Below are 22116 nucleotides of genomic sequence, written 5' to 3'. Positions count from 1 at the left end.
CTATTTCTAAGGAAGGGTAAAATGAATACTCTCAACAAGGTAATCCTAAAGCTTTCAGCTGTGACAGGGCTAACACTCTCTATTTTACTTCCGCAAATCGCACTTGCTGACAATTATCCAAAGAAACCCGTGAACTTTGTCGTGGGTTTTGGTGTTGGTGGGAGTGCCGATCGCATGGCACGTACCATGTCCAGCTTTCTCGCCGAAGAGTTAGGCCAACCGGTTAAAGTGATCAACAAGAAAGGTGCCGGCACTCAGCTTGCTGCAAACTATGTGTTGAATCGTCCAGATGATGGCTACACCGTTTTCGCGTCGACTTTTTCTCCCTATCTACCCAACACAATTCTGAAAGGTAACGCGAGCTACACAATTAATGACTTTTCATATATGAACTTTCAGTGGTTTGATTTCGAGCTTATTGCGGTAAACAAAGATACGCCGTATCAGGATCTATCCAGCTTACTTACAGCAATCAAAGAGAACCCCAAATCAGTGAAAGCTGCTGTAGTACAAGGCTCTGGAGGACACCTGATGGCCAAATTGTTACTGGAGAAAAACGGCATTCCTCAAGAAAACCTCAACCTTGTGACCTTCAATAGTGGTGGTCAAGCGCGCTCTGCTGTGGCTGGTGGCCAGGTAGACTTTATCGTTATTAGTGCTCAAGGCAGTGAAGGTATTCGCGAGTTCTTGCGCCCGGTTGCTGTTGTTCGTGATAAGCCAAGTGACCGTTGGGATGCGCCGACAGTAAATGAAGCTCTGAAACCGCTTGGAATTGAGGTGCCAGTATTGACCGGATCGATGCGTGGCTTTGCCGTCACAAATGAGTTCAAGAACAAATATCCAGAGCGCTACAAACAGTTAGCACAAGCATTCGAAAGCACGCTGGCACGAAAAGATGTTCAAACGTTATTGAAGTCAAACGACATCGGTGGAGTCTGGGTTGGTCCAGAACGTTCGACAAGTATGATGGTTGAGAACTACGAAACCTTTAAAACCTACAAGTATTTACTCGATTAATCTATTTAACATCATCTACTGGTTAGTGCCAAGCTAACCAGTCTTTTTCACTGGAGGCTATGTGAGATTGTTAAGTCAACGCTCTGCCGACTTCGTTGTAGTCATCGTATTGGCTCTGTTTGTATGCTGGTACTCATGGGATGCTTACCAAGCATCTTCAACGGCGGAAAATCTAATTCTAATTACGCCTATTACGTTAATTTCCTTGATACTTTGCATTCTGGAACTTACACGCCAACGGCTTGATAATAAAAAACAATGCAAGCCGGAACCCGGAAGTAATAGTCATGACGATTTGAAATCGGTACTGCCTATCATAGGTCTCTTTGCCGTTTATGTTCTGTCGCTGGAAACGATAGGGTTTGATATTGCAACGACGCTGTTTGTTGGCTGCTTTTTGTTGATTCAAAAAGAACGCCGCCTTGTATGGATTATTGGCTATAGCGTTGTTTTCGGGTTACTGATGTCAACATTTTTCGCTCAAATGTTGCCATATCCTATGCCAATGACCTTGCTACACACTGACTACTAGGAGAACGAGATGCTTGATTTTTCTGCTATTTCAGCGGGTAGTGAATTATTATTTACGTCCGTTGGCCCGTGGCTGTATGTTTTTCCGGGTATTATTATTGGCCTCATATTTGGTGCCATTCCGGGGCTACAGATTTCGATGGCGATGGCCATCTTTTTACCTGCAACACTGTATATGAGTTTCCTGGAAGCCATGCTTTTCCTCACGGCTATATTCACGGGTGGCTCATTTGGCAGTGGTATCCCCGCTATCCTCATGAACATTCCCGGTACCTCATCAGCCATTGCGACAGCATTTGATGGTTATCCGATGGCTAGAAAAGGAGAGCATAACAAGGCACTGGGAGTCGCTTTAGGTGCATCATGTTTTGGAGTGCTATTTGGTTACCTTATTCTATTTATGTTGATAGAACCCATCTCCGGGATGGTACTCAAACTTGGACCTTCAGAAATGTTTTTCGTCATCTTGTGGGGAATGACGCTGATTGCCAGCTTAAAAGGTGATTTTATTCTGAAGGGCTTGTTGTCCGGTATGGTTGGCCTGCTTATAGGTACCATTGGCTTTAGTGAAGTCGGGGTAGCACGCGGCACATTAGGTAATGAATATCTGCTTGATGGCGTCCCTGTAATACCTGCCATGATGGGAATGTTCGCAGCATCTGAACTCTTTAAGTTAGTCAATACCCAATACCTGATAGCGGATGAATCGGCGCGCAAGGTGAGTATTCGTCAAATCTTAAGTGGTTTCAAGCACGCATTCAGGCATCCTAAAGTCATGCTACGTGGTAGCTTGATTGGCGTATTTGTCGGAGCAGTGCCGGGGGTTGGCTCTTCGGTCTCAAATCTACTCTCTTATGTAGAAACCAAACGTCATGATAAGGATCCGGAAAGCTACGGGCAAGGTAATCCAAAAGGTGTGGTCGCAGCGGAATCTGCGAATTCAACGTCTGAAGCTGGCTCGATGGCAACACTCTTGGCATTAGGTATTCCTGGGGGAGGAGCAACAGCAGTTATGCTTGCGGCTTTCGCGATGCACAATATTACTGGTGGTCCTCAGTTTATCCGTGAAGAAACCGATATTGTATATGCCATTATTATTGCTAATTTCGGCCAAGTGTTGCTATTGGTCGCTTTGGGACTGATGTTCATTCCTCTACTTGCCAACATAGTTAAAGTGCCAATGAATATTCTTATTCCATCGGTGCTCTCAATGGCTGTATTTGGTTCCTTTGGTTTGACGGGAAATATCTCCGGCCCAATCACTGTGTTGGTATTCTCCATCGTTGGCTGGGTATTTAGCCGATTGAATTACTCTGTTCCGGCTGCAGTGATTGGGATCTTGCTGGGTGGAATGGCTGAAAGTAATTTACTGCACACTTATCAGATTAGCGGTGGTGAGCTAAGTTATGTGTTTGAGAGGCCTATAACACTGCTGATCATCAGCTTACTGATGTTGTCATTGTTTGGCTCCAAACTTACTGGACTACTGACCCGCAGAGCGAGTCAGCCATCAAACGAGCAAATTTCATAGGCTTGATTTGTCTAATTAAGCAAGACACCTTCATTTCGGGAAGGTGTCTTGCTTGGACAAGTCAGCACAATGTGCTGACGGTGGCTTCATTGTGTCTGTCCTGATTTCCCTTCTGATATTCCTCCTTCCTATACCTGTCTGTCCTGTTTTTTTTCTTTGTGAAAAAGCACATGGTTAATGGCGCTTGTTTGCAAATGAATTTACTGATAACTCTATCTTTAATGGGCTGATCGAACAGTGTTATTGTTCTTGGTATAAAGTAGCCATATCTTTCTGGTGAGCAGATTATTGTCACTTCCATTGATGGTTTTTTGGAGGGTTTGTTGTTGAGGTAAATCAGTTAAAGAGTTATATTTTATTTATTGCTTTTTTTGTGTCTACTCTTGATCACGCTTTCAAATGTTGAGTGCTGCTTGTTTCTTTAAATAGTATTAAGTGACTCGAGAGAAGTTCTTTTGATGATATAAAAAACATATTCTTGTGTTTAATCTCCCGCCAACTGACTTATCGATTAATTGTCAGGATTTCAGAGTCACACCTTAATTGACCATGCTCTTATCAGAGCGTGCGACACAAGGCTTTATATGTTCAATATTTTAAAATCGTTCGGTCGTTCGGATTCGCCTGTTTCTCTGTTTATGAATAAACAGGTATTTGCCATTTTATTGTTTGCCAGCGCAAATGCTGCTGTGAATCCGTATAAGAATATTTTCGGTGTCGATGTTATTGGCCTGCAGGAGATTTACTACAGTTTAGTGATTCTACTGTCTGGAGTAGTCATTACCTTCTTTAGTATTTACTTTGGTATGCGATCAGATAAAGAAGGTAGTTTTGTAAAGTATATTATTATTTGCAGTATTTGTGGTGTGTTTGGAAATGTTGCGCTTTATGTCTGGCCGAACGAGTATACGTACTTTTTAGCTAATTGCTTACTATTGCCAGTATTTTGTGTGCTTAACTCATTGATTTTTGGGTATGCCGCGGCGAAGCGCAATGTGGATGGTGCTGATAATGCGCACAATGAGAATGCGGCATTGCGCTCAACCTACTCAATGGGGTATGTGTTAACTCTTGGTATGATTGGCATGTTAGCGCTTCAAAAAGAACAGCTTATATTTATCTGGTTGTTCTCTGGCATTATGTGCTGCCTGATCTTCACCTTGTACTTTAAAGAAAGCTTTGTCAATGAAAGCCATAAATCCATGTTGTCTTCCGAACCTATCTCTAAAGTATTCCATGCTTCGAATATAATTAAACTGATAAGCGTATCGCTTGTTACCAACATGCTGTTTACCTTAGATGCGACTGTGCCTTTTATTATTGTCAATCAGGTGAAGGGGGAGTATTCCGATATCGGGATATTTGAAGCTGGTATTGCTGTGTTTGAGGTTTTCTTTATTTTTTATTGGTCTAAGACAGCTCAGAAAAAGAAAACATCCAGTGTGATAATCATGGGTGCGGTAATATTTTCATTATCTACCATGCTGTTGTCTGTGACGCAGAATGTCGTTCATGTTTATCTGTTAATTCCTTTGATAGCGTTGGGTGCGGCATGTCTGATCAGTATCCCTATCGGATTTTTGCAATCGCTGGCTGAAGGAAGGCCGGGTGTTGGCAGTTCGTTGCTGTCGATCTCATTCTTTGTATCGTCTTCGGTCTCATCTGTTGTCTACTTCTTGGGTAATTATTTCTTTGATATCGGCATGACAATATTTATTTCATCGGCTGTTGGTTTGTTAGGGTTGACCATTTTATACCTGGCTGACAGACGGTAATTTTTTGCCCGAAAGGGAATTTCATTAAGGAGAGAAAATGTCGACGTTTTGTGTAGTCGGAGGGGGACTGTCTGGCCTTGAGTTTGCGCTTTATTCCGCCATTCAGGGCAATAAGATTGTGATTTATGAAGCCGGACCGGATTTGCGTAAAGAACATGTGCATTTCGATACCCGTGCTTTGCAAGGCGATGAAAAGAAAGTGCACTGGACGGCGGATGAATATTGGGCCATTGGTGGAATCAGTGAGCGTTTGGGAGGGCGTTCGCTGTGTTATCACGGGGTCATGCTGCCGCTTGAACCGCAGGCTCTGGCAAGCTGGCCCGAGGTTTGGCAACAGCGCTTGAATGGCCCTGAAGGGTTGTATCGCCAGTTGCAGAAGGAATTTACCGGTAAATATCCTGAAATGACCAGGCAACAACAGGTTGGCATACCTCTAATTCATGCGCCTCAGGCTGCGGTTGTCGGCGAGAATGCAGCATTTTCGTCATACAGTCCTTTATATCAGCTTGAACCCTTTATCAGGGATGGGGTGATTCGAATTGAAAGAGCGACTGTCGCCAAGGTAGAAAAGAAACCGGAAGGTTTTTTTCTTATCGATCAGGAAGGGCGGACTGTGAATCCGTTACCGTTCGACAAATGTATTTTGTCGGCATCGGCTTTGGTGAACAACAAGATTATTTCCACATCGCTGGAAAAATCCACCACAGCACAGGTTACCGATCATTACTGTATTGGTATTGCCGTTAAGATTGGTCAGGGTGAACGCATTGCTCAATACCGCCATGAAATGCTGTGGCATGGTTTCAGCGAGCATCATGATCTGAATGCCAACATCTTTGTGGTGGAGCGACCGAATCTCGATAGCGGAGATCGCATTTTGTTATTGATGGCCGTGGTTGAGCAAAACCCGCATCAGTCTGAATTCAGCCAGCTCCATTGTCATTACAGTCAGGGCCAGACAAGGCTGGACATTAACTCGCACCATTCAGAGACAGGAATTGAAAATTACAACCGCGTCGCCAGGCGCATTGTTGAATTTGCCAGTGAGCAGTTAAGCGCAGAATTAGTGCCGTTGTTTGACACTCCGACAGAACAGTCGGGTGCTTTTTTCGGATCGACAGAAAGTACCGAGATAGAGCAGGCGCTGGCAGCGCTGAGTGAAACGGAACAATCCAACGTATATACGCGGTTTATCTTCCCTTACGGTTCGTATGAGCACGAAAGCTGTACGCACCCTATAGGCGGAACCGGTGATATTGCTTTAACTGACGATTTGGAATTAACCGCCATGCCGGGCGTGTATGCCATTGGGCCTGGTGCTTTTCCTCGTCTGGGCATTGCCAATCCGGCCTTAACCATATGCTCGTTGTCCCGTTGGCTTGCATCACATCTTTAAGCAGGAATAATTATGAATAAACTCGCGATACTGGGCGGTAGCCCTGTCATTCCAGAGGCATTGCCAGCCTGGCCAAGTCTGGATTTATCTGTGATGGATGATATTGAAGCCATCTTAAAAACCGGTGAAATTAATTATTGGACCGGTAAGCGTGGAATGGCCTTTGAAAAGGACTTAGCGGCCTATCTGGGCGATGGTTATGTCGTCACCACTACCAATGGTACGTCAGCCCTACATACGGCTTTTTCCGCACTGGGTATTGGTTCGGGTGATGAAGTGATTTGTCAGTCCTATACCTTTATTGCTACCGCATTTTCTATTCTGCAAGCGGGTGCGCTACCTGTATTTGCCGATGTTGATCATACGCATACCCTTGACCCCAAGTCGGTAGAGAGCAAAATCAGCGATAAAACCAAAGCCATAGTGGTTGTGCACACATTCGGGGTACCAACCGATATGGACGCTATCATGGCCATCGCCAGAAAGTATGATTTAAAGGTCATTGAAGATTGTGCTCAGGCATTGGGAGCCAAATACAAAGGGGCTTACCTGGGTACCATTGGTGATGCCGGTTGCTTTAGTTTTTGTCAGAGCAAGCACATTACAACAGGCGGTGAAGGCGGTGCAGTGTACGTCAACTCAGAAGATCTGGTCTGGAAATGCCGCTCGTTCCGCGATCACGGTTACGACGTAGCTAAAAGGTTGGGTCTGTTTGAAATCTCGCAGAAATTGCCTTATATCCATACTCAGGTTGGCTTTAACTATCGGATGACAGAAATTCAGTCTGCCATTGGTATCAGGGAGTTATCCCGTTTCAAGGCAACTGCATTGGAACAGCGAATCCGTAATGGCCGCTTCCTGACAGTGTTATTGAAGGAACACCCATTAGTTAAGCATGCACCGGCTGATGATGAAATACGTGGCAACGCTTTCTGGTGGGCGCCGTTTGTTCTGGATATGAGCCAGCTCAGTTGTGACATCAAGACGTTTACCAAGGCCATTGATGCTGAAGGTGTGCCAGGTTATCCGGTACCCTGGCCAGAAGTTTATAATGAAGATGCATTCCAGAAACAAAATGGGTTTGGCACGAATAATTACCCGTTTAACGACCCGGCCCACCGGCAGATTGATTACACATTAACGGACTGCCAGGCGGCCAGACAACTGGGAGACAGCTCGATAGTGTTCCATACCCACCCTGTTTATTCAGAGCAGCACATGGAAAAATTCGCAACTGCGTTTAATAAAGTGTACGAGCATTATAAAAAGTAACCCGGCGCAAAATAATTTTTGATGAGATGGCTGTTCAAATGAGCACCGCCTCCGCATTAGCGGGGGCGTTTTTTTTTGCCAATACTGTCTTAACTTTCAGATAAACCGACAAAAAAATTCTCTGTGTCTGTAACATAATGATCATGTTCGCCTGTCTTTAAGGAGCAAACTGTGAACATCAAACCTGAGTTAGATATAACAAGCGATGAGCATACCGCGATAACAGCGCTTCGAAATGATGCATTTCCCGATCATCAAGTTGCCCGTTCTTATTACAAACAGTTACCGCATATGCGTGCGCTGAAATACAAAGATAAAAGGTTAGTGGGCTACCTGGGACTGGACTATCGTGTTATTGGGGTTGGAGGATGCGCATTTAAGGTGCTTGGTGTTATCGATTTTTGCGTAGCCAAAACGCATCAGGGGCAGGGTATCGGGTCGGCTATGTTGTCTGAGCTCAGCGAATATTCGAAGAGTCGGGATGTCGACTTCATTATTTTAGTCTCTGATCTGACTGAATTTTATTCTAATAATGGCTTCAGGCAGATACATGCGCCAAGTGCCTGGCTAAGGTTGCATGAGCATAAAAATTTCGGTGTCGCCTTTGAGCATCTTGATGATATTTTTATTAAGCCCACTAGCGGTAAACACTGGGAGTCCGGGCAGTTAGATTGGCTGGGGTATATGTTTTAAGGGGTCATTGGCTTTGATCATAATGAGTGGCAGGATGGTCAAGGGAAGCGGCACCATCGATGATGAATGAAAAGGATTCTTCCTGTGACATATGATGAATACAATGCATTTTGCCGTTCTTTGCCTGCAACGACATACGTCGTACAGTGGGGAGGCGCCCATGTCTGGAAAGTGGGTGGCAAGGTCTTCGCGATAGGTGGCTGGGGGGAACCCGGCGAGCCTGCATACACTTTCAAAGCCTCTGAACTCAATTTTAATATTCTAAAAGATGAGCCTGGATTCAGACCCGCGCCATACCTGGCCTCGCGGGGTATGAAGTGGATTCAGCAGGTTGATACCGTCAAGACAAAAGATGAAGCGTTAAGATATTACCTCAAAGAGTCATACCGTATTGTGTCTTTAGGGTTAAGTAAGAAAAAACAAAAAGAGCTCGGTCTTAATCAGGATGATTGAAAAAGTGAGTCAGAACAAAGCACTTGAAGCCTTCGCCCGTTAACTAACGGCTTTAGTGTGAGCATTCTGAAAGCTGCGGTTGATATTGAGAAATGGTGTACCGAAAATGAATGAACGGTTGATAATTGATACCTATGAAACTGAGAAGGGATCAGGGCTATGAAATGTCAGACAATACCCGTTATTAGGATATTTGATGAGGATAAAGCGAAAGAGTTTTATTTGGGTTTTTTGGGCATGGAACTGGATTGGGAACACCGTTTTGAAGAAGGTTTTCCGATTTACATGCAAGTGTCTAAGGGAGATTTTGTTCTTCATCTTAGTGAGCATTCGGGCGACTGTACACCTGGAAGTAAAGTTTTTGTTAATGTCCGTGAACTGGACTCATTATTTTCAGATATCACGTCAAAACCTTATAAATATAACAAGCCAAACATTGAAGATGCACCCTGGGGGGCGAGGTGCTTTACTGTGACAGATCCTTTTTCTAACCGGATTGTATTCAATGGTGCGGCTCATTTATAACGGGCACATGTTAGCCAGTTGTATTCAGTTTATTAAACATTTAGCTCCTTAAAATGGCTGGTGGATGGGGAGCCATTTCGTGCCCAATGCCTGTCCCGCTTTTTGGGCCAGCATACATATTCAAAGCATTTGAACTCAATGTTAGTATCTTAACTGGTAAAAATTACCAAAGAAGTAACATTTGATAAAATGTGTTAAAAGCACTGGTTTACGTTAATGCTCAAAGTGTGTGATCTCACGTTGACAATCGGGTAGACTAATTGACGGCAGGCTATGTCTCGTATCAAAACAATAACAGTGTCATTCTTAACCAGAGCGATTGTTCTGGTTTTTTTGTATTATCCCTAATTTTACTTCACTCACCCATGACAAGATTCGCAGGACAAGTGATATGTTTTTCAGAAAAATGAAGCAACAAAACCATGAGCTGAAAGCAGAGCTATATGCATTATCGCAAGTTAAAGAAAGTATAGAGTCTGATATGCTTCGACTGACTCTGGACGAGGGTGGGAATGTAATTTCAGCTAACGCATTGTTTAAAAATGATATTTTGTTGCCTCTGGAAGAAATTAAAGGTAAGCATATTGCTGATTTAGTTCCTCTGCAGGCGCGGGACACTCGTCACTTTCATTTGATGTCTGATGCCATCAGGCAGCGGAAGCACTGGAATGGTGCCTTGCAAATTTTAAAAGGTAATGGTGAAGAAGTTTGGTTGAGAGCTATCCTTCAACCCATTTTTTCTGCGAGCGGCGGTATTAAGCATATTGTTATTTACGCCTCTGAGCTTACCAGAACCATTACAAGGTCCCGGGAGCAAGAGGATCTTATTAATGCATTGAACCGTTCTACGGCAGTCATTGAGTTCACGTTAGACGGTATTATTATTGATGCTAATAGCAACTTTCTGGCGTCTATGGGTTATGACAAATCGAAAATTGTCGGGCAGCATCATCGCATTTTTTGTGAGAGTTCAGAAGCCAACTCTCCTGAATATCGTGCGTTTTGGCAAAGGCTGGGACAAGGGGAGTTTGTCTCTGACCGGTTTAAACGTATCGACAGTTATGGGAATGTCGCTTGGTTAGAAGCGTCCTACAATCCCATATATAACGCGCATGGTGAGTTATATAAAGTCGTCAAATTTGCCACCGTGATTACTGATCAAATTAATCGTGAGATTGCGATTGCGCAAGCCGCTGACATTGCTCATGAAGTCTCGACAGAGACTGGTCAGCAGACTACTCAAGGCAAACAAGTTATTGATTCAACCATAGAAAAAATGGAAGAGTTAACAAAAGTGATGGAAAAAGCGAATGCAGGCATTCAAGCACTGTATGAGCAATCTCAGAAAATTAACGAGTTGGTTAGCAGTATTAATGGGATAGCGGCGCAAACTAACCTTCTGGCGCTGAATGCTGCCATTGAAGCGGCCAGAGCTGGTGAACAGGGACGTGGTTTTGCCGTTGTTGCTGATGAAGTCCGTCAACTCGCTTCAAGGACAAGCCAGACCACTGAAGAAATTGTTACTGTGGTATCTGAGAATTTAACCTTAACAGGGAATGCTGTTCACTTGATTGAACAGGGCTTGTCTCAGGCATCTGAAACACTCTCTTTGTCAAACAAAGCTGGGCAAATGATGAGTGATATTCGCAAAGGGGCCGAGAAAGTGGATATGGCGGTTGGTAGCTTTACCAAACAGCTATAGCAATGAAGAAGATTAGGTTCAGTGCTATCTGACAGATATTGCTGGAAGTGTGTGTGAGTTCTGGCCTGAAGGTGCTATCTCTTCATTATGAACGTACTGAAGAAATGGCACCCAGGTTTCATTCTGGCTATTGAGCTTTCCTGATTTTTTGATGAACTTCTGACAAGTTATCGCGGGTTCTCGTTGCGAATATGTATCTGTTCAGACTCTCTTCTCTCAACCTGACACGAAACAAATCACAATTATAGGTTGCTACCAGGGAGTGAAAGCCTCAGAATGTCGGACTTTTCGCCGTCAGAGAGTTAGGCGAACATTCACATCATTAACAATTGAGAATCATATATGGGTTTTGCCTCGATAGGTCTTTCTGCGCCAATCCTGAAAGCTATTCAAGAAAAAGGATACGACACTCCCTCACCAATTCAAGCACAAGCTATTCCAGCTGTGTTAGATGGAAAAGACGTCATGGCTGCAGCTCAGACGGGAACAGGTAAAACCGCTGGCTTTACATTACCGATTCTTGAACGTCTTTATCAGGGCCCGCAGGTTCGCAGTAACCAAGTGCGTGCGCTTATCTTAACGCCGACGCGCGAGCTGGCAGCACAGGTGCAGGAAAGCGTGTCTGTCTACAGCCGCCATCTGCCGTTGAGCAGTGCTGTGGTGTTTGGTGGGGTAAAGATTAATCCGCAGATGATGCGTTTGCGCAAAGGCGCAGATATTCTGGTGGCAACACCAGGGCGTCTGATGGATTTGTTCAACCAAAACGCAGTGAAATTTGATCAGCTGGAAGTCCTGGTGCTGGATGAAGCCGACCGTATGCTCGACATGGGTTTCATCCGCGATATTCAAAAAATTCTCAAATTGCTTCCAGCGAAACGTCAGAACCTGCTGTTTTCAGCAACGTTCTCTGAAGAAATTCGCAGCCTGGCGAAAGGCCTGGTAAACAACCCTGTTGAAATTTCTGTCAATACTGCGAACTCGACTGCCAGAACGGTAGAGCAGTGTATCTATCCGGCCGATGTGAAGAAGAAAGCGCCTATGCTGGTCAAATTGATCAAGGATGGCGACTGGCAGCAAGTTTTGGTGTTTACCCGTACTAAACACGGTGCAAACCGCCTGGCAGCATTTTTGTCTGAAGAGAAGCTGGCTTCTGCGGCCATTCACGGTAACAAGAGTCAGGGCGCACGAACCAAAGCGCTGGCTGATTTTAAATCGGGCAAAATTCGCGTATTAGTGGCGACAGACATTGCTGCACGCGGTATCGACATTCCTCAGTTACCACAAGTGGTGAACTTTGAGCTGCCTAATGTGGCGGAAGATTATGTTCACCGTATTGGGCGTACAGGCCGCGCGGGCGAAACAGGTAAAGCGATTTCGCTGGTGTGTGCTCAGGAAGCAGACGAGTTGTTTGGCATTGAGCGTTTAATTCAGCAACTGTTGCCGCGTATGGAATTGGACGGTTACAAGCCGAGCAATACGTTACCGGACTCTAAGCTGGATTCGCGTCCAATCAAACCGAAGAAACCTAAGAAGCCGAATAAATCTCGCTCAGGTCATGCTGAGGGTGAGAGACACAATGCAAGCGGTAATGCAGCGCAAAAGCCAAAGCGTCGGACAAATGGCCACTCGGGTGGTGCAAATAAAACCGGTGCGGGCAAAGCAGGCAATGGTGCGCAAAATACACGTGATACTCAGTCGCGCAGCCCTAAGAATGGTGCTGGACGCTCTGAGGCGGGTAACGCAGCAGGTGGCAACAAGCGACCTGCTCAGCGTCAAAGAGCGCGCCCGCAATCGGCGTAATGCCGTTGTGATGATTCACCTCTGATAACAAGCCTGTCTGAGACAGGCTTGTTGCTTTTGAGCCGGTATTAATTTTCGTTACTGGTTTGCGTAATACAATGCTTGGCCAACTCATGATACCGGGCCTGCATGGTATCGACGAAATCGTTGGCATCGTCAAAATGACTAACCGGCTCACCAATTACCACATCACAGTTAAATGGCACAAACATAGCGGTGCCTCTGGGTAAAGAACGGCCCAGCCCGCGCATGACAACCGGGATAACCGGGCACCCATCATGATCTTTCACTAAATGGTAAATGCCTTTCTTAATACCGCTCATGGTTTCAGGTTCGCCCCGGCTGCCTTCCGGGAAGATGATCAGTATATCCCCTTGTGCCAATGCCTGATGGCATTCCTGTAATACCGCTTCGCGCTGGCTGGGTGAGGGCGAGCGCCTCAGCGGAATAATGCCAATGATGTTCAGCGACAGCCAGGCAACGACTTTATTGGCCAGAAAGTAATCCGCCGCGGCGACCGGACGAACTTTATGGACGATGGAAATGGGAAACAGCGCCAGCAACACCAGCGTATCTAAATGGCTGTTATGGTTGGCTGCCACCACAACCGGACCATTTACAGGCAGGTTTTGCCGCTGGATGATGTTCAGCCCAAGACCAATAAATACCAGCGGCTTAACAATGAAGAGGATGAATAACACCTTGAGCACGTGAGCCATGGAATCCTCAATAGTAGAGATAGTAAATGTAGTGGAAAAACAGCGGCGCAGTGAACATCAGGCTGTCGATGCGATCCAGGATGCCGCCGTGGCCCGGAATAAACTGGCTGGTGTCTTTAATCTGCAAGTCTCGTTTTACTGAAGAAATCACTAAATCTCCGATAAACCCGCTGAACGCAATGATCATACCGGCTACCAAACCCTGCAGCGAGGTGAGGGGTGTGAGATAGGGCGCGACAAAATACGACACCAGAATCACGGTTGCGCTGCCGCCGATAAAACCTTCCCAGGTTTTGTTCGGGCTGACTTTTGGCACTATCTTGTGTTTGCCGAAAGACTTGCCCCATACGTACTGACACACATCGTTAAACTGGGTGAACACCAGAAGAAACAGCAGCATTCCCAACGATCCGGCATCCGGGTTCAGGCTTGGCAAGACCAGCAGATAGGCCATATGGCTGATACAAAATACGGTTAGCATCATGGCCCAGTGGATAATACCGGCCGAGCGGATGAAGCCTTTGGTATCGCCAATCAGTACCATCATCATCGGCAGGTACAGGAAGACATACACAGGGATGAAAATGATGAACATGCCGTACCAGCCAATTGACAGCCAGTAATACTGAAAGGGAATCGACAGATAGGCCCAGAAGATCACACGGCGATCTGTCATTCGGGTTGGCACAATAGACAAAAACTCTTTCAGCGCCATAAAACTCAGAAAACCGACAAAAAACAGCGTATAAGTCAATGGCAGGTAGAGGACGACGAAAACAATCCCAATCATCCACCACCAGGAGCGGATACGCAGCTTCAGTTCAAGGTAATCCCTGTCTGGGTGGGCGCGCGATTTCCACAAATACACCAGCGTACCTGTTACCAGTACCGCAATGATGGCAAGCATCAGATGCAGTGAATGGGAAGGAATACTATTCATTGTCTGCGCTTTCCTTACCAGCCTGCTGTGCCGCTTTAAAGCGATAAATACCTGCCAGACGGCGCCAGGTGGTCATCACAGATCCAATCAGCATGATCGTTAGCGCGGCGTCCAGCGTGTAGGCCAATACCTCTGGCAGCAATGCGAACACCTGGCTGACGAACAAGACAAGGAAGCTGACTGTCAGCAGCGCCATTCTGTGCTGTTTGGCCATAGGCCCGCGGAAGTCGGCCGGACAGCCCATGCTGACCCCTAATACGCGAACGTAAGCCGTCAGCACGGCGACGAGGGCGCACAACCATGCCAGTGTCATACCGATATCAGACTGTGTTGCAAAGCCTGCGGCCAGAATCAACAGCGAGTCAGCAATCCGGTCGGGCACGTCATTGAATAATTCACCTGCCGGGGTTTTCTTGCCGCCTTCTACAGCCACCATACCGTCGAACAGGTTGCACAGCAGCCGCAACTGAATACAGGCTGCAGCGACAAGCAACAGGGTAGTGAACGCAGAGGCCTTGTACCACAGCAGTGTGGCCAGGCCTATGATGGCAAATACTATGCTCATCAGAGAGATCTGGTTCGGTGTGATGTTTTTCTGGCTTAACCAGACCGCAATGTGCTTGGTTAAAGCCTTCTCCCTGACAGCAAGGGGACGCCGGTTGGATTCTGGTTCGTGCTGATTCTTCATGTTTATGGCTTATAGAAAAAGAAAGATGAGCTGGCAGACCACAGTATTAAAGAGCGTTAATCATCTGCGTAAATAAGACGGATGCACGACGGCAGATAAAAAGGGCTGCAGAATGACTTCGGTCTTGTCAATCGAACTCGCCAGCAAGGAGACATAAACATAAATGGAATAGATTGAATATCAAGCGATTGATTATGACTTTTTGAACTGCTTTCAAACCTGAGCGACAACAACCAGTAGCCCGGATACCCATACTGGGTTTGTTCGGTAATGCGGTGGCATGGCTGCGCAGAAAATCAGGCTCACACAGTTGCATTTAAATCGTATATGCGTAATATTGGATTTATTGATATTAGTATAAAAGATCTGGTTCGGCAGCATTCGCCAAACTGAAACTATTAACTGCATTTTTGAGAGTAATGAAATGACAGAATTCACACCCTGGACGGCGCTGGCTGGTGGGGCAGTGTTGGGCGTTAGCGCCCTGATACTGCTGCTGTTGAATGGCCGCATAGCGGGTATTTCAGGTATTGTCAGCGGCGCGTTGGATGTCAGTGAGCCAAACGCTAAATGGCGTTGGATGTTTATAGCGGGACTGATTATCGGCCCCTTACTGGCTGCCCCTTTTGGTACATATTTGCCAGAGCGTATTGATGCTGGCTGGCCTCTTATCATTGCTGGTGGGCTGCTGGTGGGCGCAGGAACAAGATTAGGGTCTGGCTGTACCAGCGGGCACGGTATTTGCGGCATTGGGCGTCTGTCTCACCGTTCTATCGTCGCAACAGTAGCCTTCATGGTGGTTGCTGTTGTTGTGGTATTTGTTGTTCGCCATCTGTCAGGAGCGTAATGGTATGCAGATGATTATCGCCCTTGTCGCCGGTTTGTTGTTTGGTGCCGGGTTAACGATCTCTCAAATGGTCAATCCGGAAAAAGTGTTAAATTTCCTGGATGTAGCAGGACAGTGGGATCCCAGTTTAATTTTGGTTATGGGAGCGGCATTGGTCGTTTTTGGCCTGGGATATCACTTTTTGGTGAAACCCCGCTCAAAACCTCTGATAGCTGAAAAGTTTTATATTCCTGTCAACAAAACTATCGATAAACCTTTGATCATAGGCGCTATTTTATTTGGCCTGGGATGGGGTTTGGTGGGTATTTGCCCTGGGCCTGCTGTGAGTAATCTGCTGGGAGGCAATGCTAAAATTTTCGGCTTTGTTATCGCGATGTTGGCGGGGATGCAGTTTTCTGGCACTATCGACCGTCTGCTTAAAAAGTCTTGAAAATTATGAGGGTAGAATGCGAGATTATTCCAACATGGAGGCAAATGTAGAGCAGGCTGTTGAACTGCTCAAGGCCATGGGCAACCAGCACAGGCTGATGATACTGTGTGTACTTCAGGAAGAAGAATTGTCTGTTTCTCAGCTGAATGAACGATTTCCTATCCCTCAGTCTTCTCTGTCACAGCATTTGGCCTGGCTGCGCCGGGCCGGTTTTGTGAAAACGAGGCGGGAAGCGCAAACTATCTACTATCGGCTCGATAATGCTGCTGTTATCGATATCATCGCGATGCTTCATAAGCATTATTGTGCGGACTGAATCTGCTTGCTGTGAATTTCTCATCAATCTGGGTGAAATTTACTCAGATTGATCTGCTTCTTATACTCGCCCAGGCAGGTAATTTGACCTGTATTCCATTTTTTCCAAGATCAAAATCAAATATTTCAACAATGCAGGTTGTAGTTTGTGCGGTACCTCATTATTTTGCTTCCTGACCGAACGCCTTGCCTTGACCTGGCAAGAGATGAAATATCAGCTAATTTGGCTGGTTTTTATCAGAAATGACCGAAGTTCTATCGTGTTAGGAGTACGATAAATGACATTACACTACTTGCTTCCAGGCCAGGCATTATTGCCGGGTAGGGGCGCTATTCTCAGCATTTCCCTTTTAAGTGCTTTGCTCAGCCGCTGTGCTTTGACTTTGCTGCCTTTTTCACGCCCGTTTTCTGCCTATCGCCTTCAATTCTTTCGTCGATTTAGATGTTTTGGCCATTGTTAGCCCATACAGAACACAACTGATTAGTGTCAGAATGCTTTAAATATAATTAAATCAGATGGTTATAAAGAACATGCTTGAGTGCGCTTTTTACATAAGCTGCAGTTAGGACTTGAAGGAAAATTCCGTGAATATGAAATTGTTAGGCAGTTCCCTGATTATTGCAGGTACAGCACTGGGTGCAGGTATGCTTGCTATTCCTATGGTGTTGGCCCAGTTTGGCCTGCTGTGGGGCACCCTGTTAATGCTACTTATCTGGGTAGGTACAACCTACGCGGCGCTGCTGTTGCTTGAAGCCAGTATCAAGTCTGGTGGTGGCCTGGGCATGAATTCCATTGCCCGTAAAACATTGGGTAAAGGTGGCCAGCTGGTCACAAATGGCTTGCTGTACGCGCTGCTTGTGTGTTTGCTGATGGCCTATATTATCGGTGCTGGCGATCTGCTTAAAAAGCTGACAGACAGCCTTGGAGTGGTATTAAGTGCCACGCAGGCACAAATTGCGTTTACCGTGGTGGCGGGTGTTGTAGTTGCAGCAGGAACCGGCGTGATTGACCGGCTGAACCGGCTGCTGTTTGCGGCAATGGTGATTATGCTGGCTATGACTCTGGTGACTCTGGTACCAGGCATCAATCCTGACAACCTGGCATCGGTTGGCAGCGATAACAAAGTTGCGCTTATCAAAACCAGCTCTGTGCTGTTTACCAGCTTCGGTTTTATGGTGGTTATCCCGTCACTGGTGACTTATAACCCTGAAGCCACTCAAAAACAGCTGAGAAATATGGTGATTGCAGGCTCTGTCATCCCATTATTTTGCTACCTGTTCTGGCTTTATGCGGCTGTTGGTAATCTGTCACCTGAGCAACTGGTGGGCTTTGCGAATGTTTCTGAGCTGATTGCTGCACTGAGTGTGAATCACGGCAGTATGCAGCTGATCCTGTCTGTCTTTACCGGTCTGGCGCTGTTGACCTCTTTTCTGGGTGTGGCAATGGCTCTGTTTGATCAGAATGCGGATGCCTTTCGCCAGAATCGGGCAGTCACGTATGTACTGACCTTTATTTTGCCTATGCTGGGTGCGATTCTGGCGGCGAATCAATTCCTGTCAGTGTTGAGCTATGCTGGCATCATTCTGGTGTTCCTGGCTATTTTTGTCCCGATGGCAATGACAGTCAAAGTCAGAAAGGATGGCGATAAGGCGACAGTAAAAGAGGGTAATGAAGCTGTGTATCAGGCGGGCGGCGGAGTGATGGCGTTGGCGCTGAGCTTTCTGTTTGGTTGTTTTTTATTAATGGCTGAACTGATTTAATCAGTGAGTTACGACAAGATGCAAAAAGGCGCTTCCTATTGGAAGCGCCTTTTTTTGTGGAGCTCAATATCGTATTAGCGACATTGCTTTGAGGATGCTAACGATTTGTTTGACCGAACAAGACCGATATCGTCAGGTGTAGTTTCAGGTTTGACCGAACGCTGAAATAACCTATCTGCAGGAGTAGTGATCTGTTGACACAGAGTAAGCAGCTAGTGACGTATCCTCAAAAAGTTGAGCGAATCTTACCGACTTTCCTTTTCTGGTGCTAGGCTTGGGCCTGTTTTCTTAAAAAGACAAAATCCGCCAAAACGTAAACTTTTTTATACACGCTTTTCTCCTATGACACGCATGCCAAGTTAGAGTATCTTGGTTAAAAAAGATGGGATATGGATATGAACTGGAAACTTGCGGATCAGGTAGCTGCAAAGGCACTGGCAGAAGGTAGTCTTATGCCAATCGCCACAGAAGCGGAGCAGATTGAAGAACAGGGTGTACGTTATCTTGGCCATCTGGTGACAGAAAATGCGGGCAAGAAGTTACTGAATCTGACGGCTAAACATACCTCTAATCCCTTTCTGCCCTACGAAAAGTCAATGTATGTGTGTGAAGCAGGGGAGCATCATGTGTGCCTTCTCAATAAGTTTCCTGTTATCTCGCCACACTTACTGATTTGCTCAAAAGATTTTGTGCCTCAGGAGTCACCTCTAAGCTGGGAAGACTGGCATGCATGGCTGGGGGGATTTACACACTCAGATGTGCTCGGTTTTTATAACAGTGGGCCGTTAGCCGGAGCGAGCCAGTCGCACCGTCACATGCAGTTGGTACGAAGTGATATTCCACTGGAAAAAGTTATCTCGGGTGGAAAGCTGCCATTTGTCCATTGGTTGTATCTGGTTGAAGCTATGACCACTGACGAGCTGTACGACGCCTATCTGAAGGGGTTGAAAGCTTTGTCGCTCTATAATGAGACGGGCAATGCGTGTAAGCCACATAATATCCTTCTGACTGAGCGTTGGCTGCTGATACTGCCTCGTACCGTCAATAATGTTCAGGGGCTTTTTGCCAATGGCATTAACTACAGCGGACGTTTCCTGGTGAAACAACCGGAACAGCTGGTGTGGTTACAGGAATACGGTTTAATGCGTTTTTTGCGTGAATGCAGTGAGTAAATCACAGGCAGGGGATGGGGATGGGGATGGCGTATTTGTTGTTACAGCACTAAAAAATAACCCCAGCCTGAGCTGGGGTTACTTGTCGTTACGTTAAGAAAATAAATTATTTCTTAGCGTTACGCTCTTTCACTTCTGCGATTACTGCTTCAGCAACGTTCGCTGGGCATGCAGAGTAGTGAGAGAATTCCATTGAGAACTGACCACGGCCAGAAGTCATGGTGCGCAGGTGACCGATGTAGCCGAACATCTCAGACAGAGGTACGTCAGCTTTAATACGAACACCAGTTGCAGCAGCAACCTGATCTTTGATCATGCCGCGACGACGGTTCAGGTCACCGATAACATCACCAACGTGATCTTCCGGAGTGAACACGTCAACGTGCATGATAGGCTCAAGCAGCTGAGCACCAGCTTTAGGCATAGACTGACGGAATGCGCCACGTGCAGCAATTTCAAACGCTACAGCAGAGGAGTCAACTGCGTGGAAACCACCGTCGAACAGCTCAACTTCAACGTCCAGCACTGGGAAGCCAGCCAGAACACCAGTACTCATCATACCAGCGAAGCCTTTTTCGATTGCAGGCCAGAATTCTTTAGGTACGTTACCACCAACAACGGTAGAAACGAACTTGAAGCCAGAGTTTGCTTCGCCTGGTTTGATACGGTAATCGATCTTACCGAACTGACCAGAACCACCAGACTGCTTCTTGTGCGTGTAGCTGTCTTCGATTGCTTTGGTGATAGTTTCACGGTAAGCAACCTGTGGAGCACCTACAGTCAGTTCAACACCGTGAGTACGCTTCAGGATGTCAACTTTGATGTCCAGGTGCAGCTCACCCATACCTTTCAGGATGGTTTCGCCAGAATCTTCATCAGTTTCAACCTGGAATGATGGATCTTCTGCGATCATCTTACCCAGTGCGATACCCAGTTTCTCAGAAGCTGTTTTGTCCTTAGGAGCAACAGCGATAGAGATTACTGGATCTGGGAAGATCATTGGTTCCAGAGTACATTCGTGCTTAGGATCACACAGAGTGTGACCAGTCTGAACGTTCTTCATACCAACGATAGCGATGATGTCACCTGCTTGCGCAGCATCCAGCTCGTTACGGTCGTTAGCGTGCATTTCCACCATACGGCCAACACGCTCAGTTTTACCTGTCGCAGAGTTCAGAATGGTGTCACCCTTCTTCAGCTTACCAGAGTAAACACGAACGAAGGTCAGGGCGCCGAAACGGTCATCCATGATCTTAAACGCAAGCGCACGGAATGGTTCGTCAACAGAAACGGTAGCAACTTTACCAGTTGCTTCACCAGTTTCTGGATCAGTCAGATCCTGAGGCTCAACTTCTGTTGGGTTTGGCAGGTAGTCAACAACGGCGTCAAGCAGAAGCTGCATACCTTTGTTCTTGAACGCAGAACCACAGTAAGTTGGGAAGAAGGCCAGCTCACGGGTACCTTTACGGATACAACGTTTCAGGTCTTCGATAGAAGGCTCTTCACCTTCCATGTAAGCTTCCATCAGGTCGTCGTCTTGCTCAACGGCAGTCTCGATCAGCTCTTCGCGGTAAGCTTCTACGTCATCAACCATATCCGCTGGGATATCTTGAACTTCGTAGTTTTCTGGCTGACCTGAATCGTCCCACACGTATGCCTGGCGAGTCAGAACGTCAACAACACCAACGAAATCGTCTTCGCGGCCGATAGGCAGGGTCATAACCAGAGGGTTAGCGCCCAGAACTTTCTTCACTTGCTCAACAACGCTGAAGAAGTCTGCGCCCATACGGTCCAGTTTGTTAACGAAGATCAGACGAGATACTTCTGATTCGTTCGCGTAACGCCAGTTAGTTTCAGACTGAGGCTCAACACCACCTGAACCACAGAATACACCTACACCACCGTCAAGTACTTTCAGAGAACGGTAAACTTCAACGGTGAAGTCAACGTGTCCCGGAGTATCGATAACGTTAAAACGGTGGTCTTTCCAGAAACAGGTAGTCGCAGCTGACTGGATGGTGATACCACGCTCTGCTTCCTGATCCATGAAGTCCATGGTAGAAGCACCGTCGTGTACTTCACCCGTACGGTGGATTTTACCGGTCAGCTTCAGGATACGCTCAGTGGTAGTGGTTTTACCCGCATCTACGTGCGCGAAAATACCAATGTTTCTGTATTTAGATAGATCTGCCATTGTTTTTCTCTATATGAACAATTGTTGTCACATGTCAGGGTGGGGAGTATAGCACTACTTACAACTATCAGAACATAGATCTGAGTAATTTAATGAGTATTCGTTGGCTTTTAACCCATTGATTCAGGCAGGAACTGGATGATTGCTCAATAAAAATACAGAAAATGTCTGTTAACTGATTGTGACAAGGTGTTGCATCCCGCCGGGCGGTTCAACAAATTTCTTGATGATATGCCCAGCGATTCAGGCGGCGTATTTTCTTATGGTATATATTTGTGTTACATGTCAGTGTTCGTCATTGATAACTCTTACAATAATGAAAAAGAACGATTTTCTGGCGTCGACTGAGTTGTTA

The 22116-nt window shown here is 46.2% G+C and carries 20 protein-coding genes and 1 pseudogene; 17 read left to right on the top strand and 4 right to left on the bottom strand.

Translation table 11 applies throughout. From position 1 onward, the window contains the following. Positions 1-21: 21 nt before the first annotated feature. From IFO68_RS15755 to IFO68_RS15705, 12 genes and pseudogenes are all read left to right on the top strand, one after another. Positions 22-1017 carry a Bug family tripartite tricarboxylate transporter substrate binding protein gene (locus tag IFO68_RS15755; protein ID WP_192016786.1) on the top strand — a complete coding sequence of 332 codons (996 nt, stop codon included), beginning with the start codon at positions 22-24 and terminating at the stop codon, positions 1015-1017. Between the two features lie 61 nt (positions 1018-1078). Then, the gene (locus IFO68_RS15750; protein WP_192016785.1) at positions 1079-1549 is read left to right on the top strand and encodes a tripartite tricarboxylate transporter TctB family protein; all 471 of its coding nucleotides are present in this window, start codon (positions 1079-1081) and stop codon (positions 1547-1549) included. 9 nt (positions 1550-1558) lie between these two features. Next, positions 1559-3079, top strand: coding sequence for a tripartite tricarboxylate transporter permease (locus IFO68_RS15745; RefSeq protein WP_192016784.1), 1521 nt, complete (start codon positions 1559-1561; stop codon positions 3077-3079). Between the two features lie 584 nt (positions 3080-3663). After that, complete coding sequence (locus IFO68_RS15740) at positions 3664-4854, top strand: MFS transporter (protein ID WP_192016783.1); 1191 nt, start codon at positions 3664-3666, stop codon at positions 4852-4854. A gap of 37 nt (positions 4855-4891) precedes the next feature. Then, complete coding sequence (locus tag IFO68_RS15735) at positions 4892-6250, top strand: hypothetical protein (RefSeq protein ID WP_192016782.1); 1359 nt, start codon at positions 4892-4894, stop codon at positions 6248-6250. Between the two features lie 12 nt (positions 6251-6262). Continuing rightward, positions 6263-7522 (top strand): DegT/DnrJ/EryC1/StrS family aminotransferase, encoded by a 1260-nt coding sequence (locus tag IFO68_RS15730; RefSeq protein ID WP_192016781.1) that lies wholly within the window; start codon positions 6263-6265, stop codon positions 7520-7522. 171 nt (positions 7523-7693) lie between these two features. Continuing rightward, positions 7694-8215 (top strand): GNAT family N-acetyltransferase, encoded by a 522-nt coding sequence (locus IFO68_RS15725; protein WP_192016780.1) that lies wholly within the window; start codon positions 7694-7696, stop codon positions 8213-8215. A gap of 84 nt (positions 8216-8299) precedes the next feature. Beyond that, positions 8300-8668, top strand: a complete 369-nt coding sequence (locus IFO68_RS15720; RefSeq protein ID WP_192016779.1) for an MmcQ/YjbR family DNA-binding protein — start codon at positions 8300-8302, stop codon at positions 8666-8668. A 159-nt stretch (positions 8669-8827) separates the two neighbouring features. Then, positions 8828-9193 (top strand): glyoxalase superfamily protein, encoded by a 366-nt coding sequence (locus IFO68_RS15715; protein ID WP_192016778.1) that lies wholly within the window; start codon positions 8828-8830, stop codon positions 9191-9193. 391 nt (positions 9194-9584) lie between these two features. Then, positions 9585-10355: pseudogene (locus IFO68_RS22175) on the top strand (PAS domain-containing protein); the annotation flags it as partial. Then, positions 10341-10895, top strand: a complete 555-nt coding sequence (locus IFO68_RS22170) for a methyl-accepting chemotaxis protein (RefSeq protein WP_237796287.1) — start codon at positions 10341-10343, stop codon at positions 10893-10895. The pseudogene IFO68_RS22175 and the gene IFO68_RS22170, both read left to right, overlap by 15 nt. Positions 10896-11237: 342 nt before the next feature. Further along, complete coding sequence (locus tag IFO68_RS15705) at positions 11238-12695, top strand: DEAD/DEAH box helicase (RefSeq protein WP_192016776.1); 1458 nt, start codon at positions 11238-11240, stop codon at positions 12693-12695. Positions 12696-12763: 68 nt separating this feature from the next. On the opposite strand, the gene IFO68_RS15700 is transcribed toward IFO68_RS15705, so the two are convergent. From IFO68_RS15700 to IFO68_RS15690, 3 genes are read right to left on the bottom strand one after another with little or no spacing between them, the layout of a single operon-like run. Further along, positions 12764-13414 (bottom strand): lysophospholipid acyltransferase family protein, encoded by a 651-nt coding sequence (locus tag IFO68_RS15700; RefSeq protein WP_192016775.1) that lies wholly within the window; start codon positions 13412-13414, stop codon positions 12764-12766. Between the two features lie 7 nt (positions 13415-13421). After that, positions 13422-14354 carry a phosphatidate cytidylyltransferase gene (locus IFO68_RS15695; protein WP_192016774.1) on the bottom strand — a complete coding sequence of 311 codons (933 nt, stop codon included), beginning with the start codon at positions 14352-14354 and terminating at the stop codon, positions 13422-13424. Next, the gene (locus tag IFO68_RS15690) at positions 14347-15042 is read right to left on the bottom strand and encodes a CDP-alcohol phosphatidyltransferase family protein (RefSeq protein ID WP_192016773.1); all 696 of its coding nucleotides are present in this window, start codon (positions 15040-15042) and stop codon (positions 14347-14349) included. Before IFO68_RS15690 ends, IFO68_RS15695 begins: the two co-directional genes overlap by 8 nt. 424 nt (positions 15043-15466) lie before the next feature. On the opposite strand from IFO68_RS15690, the gene IFO68_RS15685 reads away from it, so the two are divergent. The 5 genes from IFO68_RS15685 to IFO68_RS15665 all read left to right on the top strand — a co-directional run bounded on the left by IFO68_RS15685 (position 15467) and on the right by IFO68_RS15665 (position 19567). Continuing rightward, on the top strand, positions 15467-15889 hold the full coding sequence (locus tag IFO68_RS15685) for a YeeE/YedE family protein (protein ID WP_192016772.1): 423 nt from the start codon (positions 15467-15469) through the stop codon (positions 15887-15889). A gap of 4 nt (positions 15890-15893) precedes the next feature. Continuing rightward, positions 15894-16319 carry a YeeE/YedE family protein gene (locus IFO68_RS15680; RefSeq protein ID WP_192016771.1) on the top strand — a complete coding sequence of 142 codons (426 nt, stop codon included), beginning with the start codon at positions 15894-15896 and terminating at the stop codon, positions 16317-16319. A gap of 16 nt (positions 16320-16335) precedes the next feature. After that, the gene (locus IFO68_RS15675) at positions 16336-16635 is read left to right on the top strand and encodes an ArsR/SmtB family transcription factor (protein ID WP_027253214.1); all 300 of its coding nucleotides are present in this window, start codon (positions 16336-16338) and stop codon (positions 16633-16635) included. Between the two features lie 584 nt (positions 16636-17219). Beyond that, on the top strand, positions 17220-18395 hold the full coding sequence (locus IFO68_RS15670) for an aromatic amino acid transport family protein (protein WP_192016770.1): 1176 nt from the start codon (positions 17220-17222) through the stop codon (positions 18393-18395). Between the two features lie 395 nt (positions 18396-18790). Further along, the gene (locus IFO68_RS15665) at positions 18791-19567 is read left to right on the top strand and encodes a DUF4922 domain-containing protein (RefSeq protein WP_192016769.1); all 777 of its coding nucleotides are present in this window, start codon (positions 18791-18793) and stop codon (positions 19565-19567) included. A gap of 106 nt (positions 19568-19673) precedes the next feature. Here IFO68_RS15665 and fusA read toward each other — a convergent pair whose 3' ends face one another. Further along, entirely contained in the window at positions 19674-21761 is a 2088-nt protein-coding gene (gene fusA, locus IFO68_RS15660) for an elongation factor G (protein WP_192016768.1), read from the bottom strand. Positions 21762-22116 lie beyond the last annotated feature (355 nt).

Source organism: Photobacterium arenosum (genome assembly GCF_014841115.1).
In the GTDB taxonomy this organism is placed as follows: Bacteria; Pseudomonadota; Gammaproteobacteria; order Enterobacterales; family Vibrionaceae; genus Photobacterium; species Photobacterium arenosum.
This window is presented reverse-complemented; position numbering and strand designations above follow the sequence as displayed.

What these genes read in the sequence shown, in the direction of transcription:
- IFO68_RS15755 (WP_192016786.1), top strand. Translation starts at nt 22, where the DNA reads ATGAATACTCTCAACAAGGTAATCCTAAAGCTTTCAGCTGTGACAGGG.
- IFO68_RS15745 (WP_192016784.1), top strand. Translation starts at nt 1,559, where the DNA reads ATGCTTGATTTTTCTGCTATTTCAGCGGGTAGTGAATTATTATTTACG.
- IFO68_RS15740 (WP_192016783.1), top strand. Translation starts at nt 3,664, where the DNA reads ATGTTCAATATTTTAAAATCGTTCGGTCGTTCGGATTCGCCTGTTTCT.
- IFO68_RS15735 (WP_192016782.1), top strand. Translation starts at nt 4,892, where the DNA reads ATGTCGACGTTTTGTGTAGTCGGAGGGGGACTGTCTGGCCTTGAGTTT.
- IFO68_RS15730 (WP_192016781.1), top strand. Translation starts at nt 6,263, where the DNA reads ATGAATAAACTCGCGATACTGGGCGGTAGCCCTGTCATTCCAGAGGCA.
- IFO68_RS15715 (WP_192016778.1), top strand. Translation starts at nt 8,828, where the DNA reads ATGAAATGTCAGACAATACCCGTTATTAGGATATTTGATGAGGATAAA.
- IFO68_RS15705 (WP_192016776.1), top strand. Translation starts at nt 11,238, where the DNA reads ATGGGTTTTGCCTCGATAGGTCTTTCTGCGCCAATCCTGAAAGCTATT.
- IFO68_RS15700 (WP_192016775.1), bottom strand. Translation starts at nt 13,414, where the DNA reads ATGGCTCACGTGCTCAAGGTGTTATTCATCCTCTTCATTGTTAAGCCG.
- IFO68_RS15695 (WP_192016774.1), bottom strand. Translation starts at nt 14,354, where the DNA reads ATGAATAGTATTCCTTCCCATTCACTGCATCTGATGCTTGCCATCATT.
- IFO68_RS15690 (WP_192016773.1), bottom strand. Translation starts at nt 15,042, where the DNA reads ATGAAGAATCAGCACGAACCAGAATCCAACCGGCGTCCCCTTGCTGTC.
- IFO68_RS15685 (WP_192016772.1), top strand. Translation starts at nt 15,467, where the DNA reads ATGACAGAATTCACACCCTGGACGGCGCTGGCTGGTGGGGCAGTGTTG.
- IFO68_RS15680 (WP_192016771.1), top strand. Translation starts at nt 15,894, where the DNA reads ATGCAGATGATTATCGCCCTTGTCGCCGGTTTGTTGTTTGGTGCCGGG.
- IFO68_RS15675 (WP_027253214.1), top strand. Translation starts at nt 16,336, where the DNA reads ATGCGAGATTATTCCAACATGGAGGCAAATGTAGAGCAGGCTGTTGAA.
- IFO68_RS15665 (WP_192016769.1), top strand. Translation starts at nt 18,791, where the DNA reads ATGAACTGGAAACTTGCGGATCAGGTAGCTGCAAAGGCACTGGCAGAA.
- fusA (WP_192016768.1), bottom strand. Translation starts at nt 21,761, where the DNA reads ATGGCAGATCTATCTAAATACAGAAACATTGGTATTTTCGCGCACGTA.